Source organism: Mariniflexile sp., from assembly GCF_041583155.1.
In the GTDB taxonomy this organism is placed as follows: Bacteria; Bacteroidota; Bacteroidia; order Flavobacteriales; family Flavobacteriaceae; genus Mariniflexile.
On record NZ_JBFHGK010000030.1, the window covers coordinates 45485 to 52113 of the forward strand.

General features: G+C 32.9%; 6 protein-coding genes. 5 read left to right on the forward strand and 1 reads right to left on the reverse strand.

Translation table 11 applies throughout. The features are described 5' to 3' along the window. From ABYI63_RS11710 to cmk, 4 genes are all read left to right on the forward strand, one after another. Entirely contained in the window at nucleotides 1-651 is a 651-nt protein-coding gene (locus ABYI63_RS11710) for a rhomboid family intramembrane serine protease (RefSeq protein WP_372756536.1), read from the forward strand. A gap of 213 nt (nucleotides 652-864) precedes the next feature. Beyond that, nucleotides 865-3315, forward strand: a complete 2451-nt coding sequence (gene lon / locus ABYI63_RS11715; RefSeq protein ID WP_372756537.1) for an endopeptidase La — start codon at nucleotides 865-867, stop codon at nucleotides 3313-3315. A gap of 106 nt (nucleotides 3316-3421) precedes the next feature. Continuing rightward, nucleotides 3422-4441 carry a type IX secretion system protein PorQ gene (gene porQ, locus ABYI63_RS11720; RefSeq protein ID WP_372756538.1) on the forward strand — a complete coding sequence of 340 codons (1020 nt, stop codon included), beginning with the start codon at nucleotides 3422-3424 and terminating at the stop codon, nucleotides 4439-4441. Between the two features lie 98 nt (nucleotides 4442-4539). Continuing rightward, nucleotides 4540-5229 (forward strand): (d)CMP kinase, encoded by a 690-nt coding sequence (cmk, locus tag ABYI63_RS11725; RefSeq protein WP_372756539.1) that lies wholly within the window; start codon nucleotides 4540-4542, stop codon nucleotides 5227-5229. Between the two features lie 147 nt (nucleotides 5230-5376). On the opposite strand, the gene ABYI63_RS11730 is transcribed toward cmk, so the two are convergent. Next, a complete protein-coding gene (locus ABYI63_RS11730) occupies nucleotides 5377-5757 on the reverse strand; it encodes a LysM peptidoglycan-binding domain-containing protein (protein ID WP_372756540.1) in 381 nt (126 codons plus the stop codon). Between the two features lie 330 nt (nucleotides 5758-6087). On the opposite strand from ABYI63_RS11730, the gene ABYI63_RS11735 reads away from it, so the two are divergent. Then, nucleotides 6088-6629 (forward strand): S1 RNA-binding domain-containing protein (locus ABYI63_RS11735; protein WP_372756541.1); only part of this gene is annotated, 542 nt, incomplete at its 3' end.

Consider the following 6629-nt stretch of genomic DNA (forward strand, 5'->3'; position numbering starts at 1 on the left):
ATGGGCAATTTAGATTTAATAACCATCATCATAATCGCAGCTAACGTTATAATATCATATAAAGGTTTTGGCGAATATGCTTTTTTTGAAAAATATAAGTTCAATATTGGTGCTATTCAAAGGGGGGAAAAGATACGCATGTTCAGCAGTGGTTTTTTGCATGTAGACACCCAGCATTTAATATTTAACATGCTTACACTGTATTTTTTTGCTGGTACCGTTATTAATTATGTAGCACCTTTAGGGTTTATTATAATCTATCTTGTAAGTTTAGCAGCAGGAAGCTTATTATCGTTATACTTTCATAAAAACGAGTATCATTATAGTGCTGTTGGTGCTAGTGGTGCTGTAACTGGTATTTTATATGCAGCAATATTGTTACAGCCAGGTATGAAACTTATGTTCATTTTTGTTCCCATTCCCATTCCAGCTTATTTATTTGGTATTGGATATTTATTATATTCAATTTATGGAATGAAAAATCAAGTGGGTAACATAGGTCATGATGCACATTTTGGTGGTGCTATTGGCGGTTTTGTTGCTACTCTAATTTTATATCCAACATTATTCCAGACAAATTTATTAATGATTGGTTTGTTGTTAATTCCTATTGTTCTATTGTTTATACTTAAAAAGGCTGGGAAGATTTAAATTATTGTTTTAGAATTTAATCCTGCTAACTTGTTACCTTACTAGGTTTAAAATTTACAATTTCAAAATTGGCATAGCTATTGAAATACTAATTTGAAAGAATTAACCTTTATAAAGCTAAATTATTGATATTTAGTGTTTTATATTTTAATTCCAATTATTAAACATAATAAATTGATTTGTTTTTAATGACAAATTGACTTAAATACATATATGAAAAAATCTAATTTTATAACGCTAGACAGTTTGTCATTACAGGATTTTGATGAGAATTCAGAATTAATTCCTTTAATGACGCCTGAAGATGAAGAAGAAATAAATAAGGAGGAATTGCCCGAAACGCTACCTATTTTATCTTTAAGAAATACAGTATTGTTCCCAGGTGTGGTTATTCCAATTACCGCTGGTCGCGATAAATCCATTCGCCTAATAAATGATGCCAATAAAGGCAATAAAGTTATTGGTGTTGTGGCTCAAAAAGATGAATCTGTTGAAAATCCTACGGCTAAAGAAATTCATGAAATTGGTACAGTTGCCAAAATTTTACGTGTTTTAAAAATGCCAGATGGTAATGTAACGGTTATTATTCAGGGTAAAAAACGATTTAAAGTTGCTGAAGTTCTTACCGAAGAACCTTATATGAATGCCACAATTCGCGACATTCCCGAAGCTAGACCTGCCGATAAAAATAAAGAATTTTTGGCTATTATTGAGTCTATTAAAGATTTGGCTCTTAGTATTATTAAAGAAAGTCCGAACATCCCTAGTGAGGCATCTTTTGCTATAAAAAATATAGAAAGCGATTCGTTTTTAATCAATTTCGTGTCATCAAACATGAATTTGTCTGTTGAGGAAAAACAAACGCTATTAGAAATTGACGACCTTAAAGCACGTGCGCTTTCCACACTTAAGTTTATGAATGTGGAGTATCAAAAATTGGAACTTAAAAACGATATTCAGTCGAAAGTGCAGATGGATATGAGTCAGCAACAACGCGAATATTTCCTGCATCAACAAATCAAAACCATTCAAGAGGAATTGGGAGGGGTAAGTCATGACGAGGAAGTGGAAGAGATGCGTTTGCGTGCTGAAGAAAAGTTATGGGATGAAAAAGTTGCAAAACATTTCGAAAAGGAACTTGCCAAAATGCAACGAATGAATCCTCAGGTGGCGGAGTATTCTATTCAGCGAAATTACCTAGAGTTGTTCTTAGATTTACCATGGAACGAGTTTAGTAAAGATAAATTCGATTTAAAACGTGCCATGAAAATTTTAGATCGCGACCATTTTGGTTTAGAAGATGTTAAGCGTCGAATTATTGAATATCTGGCAGTTTTAAAGCTTCGTAACGATATGAAATCTCCAATTTTATGTTTATATGGGCCTCCAGGTGTTGGAAAAACATCGTTAGGAAAATCGATAGCGGAAGCCTTAGGTAGAGAATATGTGCGTATTTCTTTGGGAGGTTTGCGTGATGAAGCTGAAATTCGCGGACATAGAAAAACATACATTGGAGCCATGCCAGGTCGTATCATTCAAAGTCTAAAAAAAGCAGGAACATCAAACCCTGTATTTGTTTTAGATGAAATTGATAAATTATCTAATTCGCACCAAGGTGATCCATCTTCTGCGATGTTAGAGGTTTTAGATCCGGAACAAAACTCGGAGTTTTATGACAATTTTTTAGAAATGGGCTACGATCTTTCTAAAGTGATGTTCATTGCAACGTCTAATAGTTTATCTACCATTCAGCCAGCCTTACGGGATCGAATGGAAATTATTAATGTTACGGGATATACTATTGAAGAGAAAGTTGAAATAGCAAAACGTCATTTATTACCAAAACAGCTTAAAGAACATGGTTTAACCGACCAGCATTTAAAAATACCAAAAGCACAATTAGAAAAAATTGTAGAAGGTTATACGCGTGAGTCTGGCGTTCGTGGTTTGGAAAAGCAAATTGCAAAAATGGTGAGGCATGCTGCTAAAAACATTGCAATGGAAGAAACCTATAATATTAAGGTAACAAACGAAGATATTATTGAAGTTTTAGGCGGTCCAAAAATGGAGCGTGATAAATACGAAAATAATAATGTTGCTGGTGTTGTAACTGGTTTGGCATGGACAAGTGTTGGTGGCGATATTTTGTTTATTGAATCTATTCTTTCCAAAGGAAAAGGTAATATGACAATTACAGGTAACTTAGGTACTGTTATGAAGGAGTCGGCTACCATAGCTATGGAATATATTAAATCGAATGCAGATGAATTTGGAATAAATTCAGATGTTTTCGAAAAATACAATGTACACATTCATGTACCTGAAGGAGCAACGCCTAAAGACGGGCCAAGTGCAGGTGTTACTATGTTAACCTCGTTAGTTTCTTTATTCACTCAGAAAAAGGTTAAGAAAAGTTTGGCTATGACAGGTGAAATTACGCTTCGAGGTAAAGTGCTTCCTGTAGGAGGTATCAAAGAAAAAATTCTTGCAGCGAAACGAGCTAGAATTAAAGAAATACTGCTTTGTGAAGATAACAGGCGCGATATTGAAGAAATAAAACAAGATTATCTTAAAGGTTTAACCTTTCATTACGTAACTGATATGAGTGAGGTTATTAAATTGGCACTCACAAATCAAAAGGTTGAAAATGCTAAGAAATTATAAAGAATAAAGTATAAAACCTCGAATAGTTTCGAGGTTTTTTTATGATTTAAAATAAAAGATACTTGCTACCGTTTTAAGATAGATTTGTTTATTTTGCGCTCTAAATATGTCAAGGAAAATTATTGCTACATTTTGTCTGCTTTTTAGTGTCTTAACCTATGCCCAGGTTGGAGGTGAATCTACTTATCAATTTTTGAATTTAGTATCGTCGCCGCGTCAAGCTGCTTTAGGAGGTAAAGTATTAACAAATGTAGATTATGATGTAACACAAGGACTTTTTAATCCCGCAACAATAAATGTGGCAATGGATAAGCAATTGGCCCTGAATTATACTAGTTATTTAGGAGGTATTAGCTATGGAACCATGGCCTATGCTTATACGGTTGATAGACGCACGCAAACTTTTCACGCAGGTATTACTTATATTAATTATGGCTCTTTTGATGGCTACGATGAAGATGGAAATGCAACTGGGACTTTCACAGGGAATGAATCTGCCTTATCATTTGGATACTCTTCACAAATAGGGTATTCTGATTTTTATATTGGAGCGAATGTAAAACTTATAACCTCTAAATTGGAACAATACAATTCCCTTGGTGCAGCGATGGATGTTGGATTATTGTATATCGACGAAGATTTAGATTTTCATGCAGCCTTAGTAGTTAGGAATTTCGGAACCCAAATTACTACGTATGCTGGCTTACGTGAAAAATTGCCTTTTGAAGTCGATTTTGGTATGTCGCAAAGTTTAGAAAACGTGCCTCTAAAATGGCATATAACTTTAGAGAATTTACAAGAATGGCCAATAGCGCAACCCAACCCGGCACGAACGACGAGCGATTTAAATGGTAATCAAACCGATGAAAAAATAGGTTTTTTAGGTCAGGTGATGCGTCATAGTATTTTCGGAGCTGAACTTTTTCCTGATGGTGGGTTCAATATACGCTTAGGATATAATTTTAGAAGAGGTGAAGAATTACGAATTGTAGATGAGCGTAATTTTTCAGGATTATCAGCTGGATTTTCAATAAAAATGAATAAAATGCGGTTTAGTTATACGCATGCTAAATATACAAGTGCTGCCAATTCAAACTTTTTTGGGTTGCAGATAGATTTAAATTAAAGTTAAAAGTAATTAACGTTTTGGTTTCTAATTTAAACTAAATTCTTGGTTTTCAGTTAGGGCTTTTTAAATACTTTAAACATTTCAAAATTTCAAAAATGAAAAACATTACAATAGCTATAGACGGATTTTCTTCAACAGGAAAAAGTACAGTAGCCAAACAAATTGCCAAACATTTTGGGTATGTGTATGTAGATTCTGGAGCAATGTATCGTGCCGTTACTTATTATGCAATGAAGCATAATTTTATAGATGCAAATCATTTTAATGCTGAAGGTTTAATAGCCCAATTAAATAGTATCAATATAAGTTTTAAGTTTAATTCCACATTAGGCTTTGCAGAAGTGTATTTAAACAACGTTAATATTGAAAACGAAATTCGAACCCTAGAAGTATCAGGTTTTGTAAGTAAAGTGGCTGAAATATCGGAAGTACGTCAAAAACTAGTTGAACAACAGCAGCAGATGGGAAAAGATGGAGGTGTGGTTATGGATGGACGCGATATAGGAACTGTAGTGTTTCCTGATGCCGAACTTAAATTATTTATGAATGCTTCAGCCGAAACTAGAGCTAAAAGACGATTTTCCGAATTAATTGAAAGAGGCCAGCAGGTTACTTATGAAGCTGTTTTACAGAACGTGCAGGAACGCGATCATATAGACACAAATAGAGAGGATTCTCCATTAGTGAAAGCGAAAGATGCAATTCAAATAGATAATTCGGATATGAGTTTACAAGAACAATTTGATAAAATTTTAAAATTAGTAAATGATACTTTAAATAAGTAAGGGTAATTTTTAACTTATTCTAGCATTTATTAAAGTAGATTTTACAAATCAAAATAGGTTTATTTTTTAATTCAGTAATGTCAAATCACAAAAAAAACGAACCTTTAAATGTATTAAAGATTCGTTTTCAATTGAACAAACACGAAATTACAAATTCGGAATAATCAATTCTTGACCAGGATGAATAACATCTGGATTCTTCAATATATTGGTATTTGCTTGAAAAATAGTATTGTATTTTGATGCATTATCATAATACTGTTTTGCGATTTTACCTAAAGTTTCACCACTTTTTACAGTGTGTTTATGGTAAATACTATCATCAGCTACACTAATGTTTGCTTGAATATCAGTAGGTTTTTCGCCACCAATTTCCTTTATCTTATCCCAAATCAGGTTCTTTTCATAAGGTGTGTTGGCAGTTCCTTTAACCTTTAAAACGCCGTTTTCTTCAGAAACATCACCGTTTTTAATGTTTAATTTTTCACCTAAATCTAAAACTTGTTGGTATTTTGCTTTTACAGCCATAATTATAAATATTTTAATAGTTTATTCTACCACTTAAGATACGAATTATCTATCTAAGAATCATTAATTTAAGGTTAACTTTTGTGTATTTTGTTGTTTTTTCAAAAAATTAGATAATAACCCATTAATTATTTGCTCATTTTTAGGTAATTAACTCAATAATATGTATTTTTGCACTCCTTTTAGCAAATCATCGGAATGATAGAAGGAACGAGAAACAAAAAACAATAACACTTCTGTGTGTTAATTGCTTAAATCTTCCGAGACATACAGAATACAAAAATGTAATTATGCTTAAAAGAAAGCAATAATTACTTAATAATCACTTAAATGGCTGAAAAAGCAAATCAAGCTGAAGTTGAAGCAACTAATGCTCCAGCTGTAGAAGCTCCAGTAGTATCTGAAGCTAAAGCAAACCCTGAAAAATTCTTAAAAGACTTTAACTGGCACAATTACCAAGAAGGTATTGATGAAGTTGATGAAAAGCAATTACAAGAATTTGAAAAATTAGTAGCTGAGAATTTCGTAGACACTTTAAATGATGAAGTTGTTGAAGGTACCGTAGTACACATTTCTGATAGAGATGCTATTATTGATATCAACGCAAAATCTGAAGGTGTTATTTCTTTAAACGAATTCCGTTACAATCCAAACTTAGCAGTTGGTGACAAAGTAGAAGTATTAATTGATGTTCGTGAAGATGCAACAGGACAATTAGTATTATCTCACAGAAAAGCTCGTGTAATCAAAGCATGGGATCGTGTTATTAAAGCTAACGAAACTGGTGAAATCGTTAATGGTTTTGTTAAATGTAGAACTAAAGGTGGTATGATTGTAGATGTATTCGGTATCGAAGCATTCTTACCAGGTTC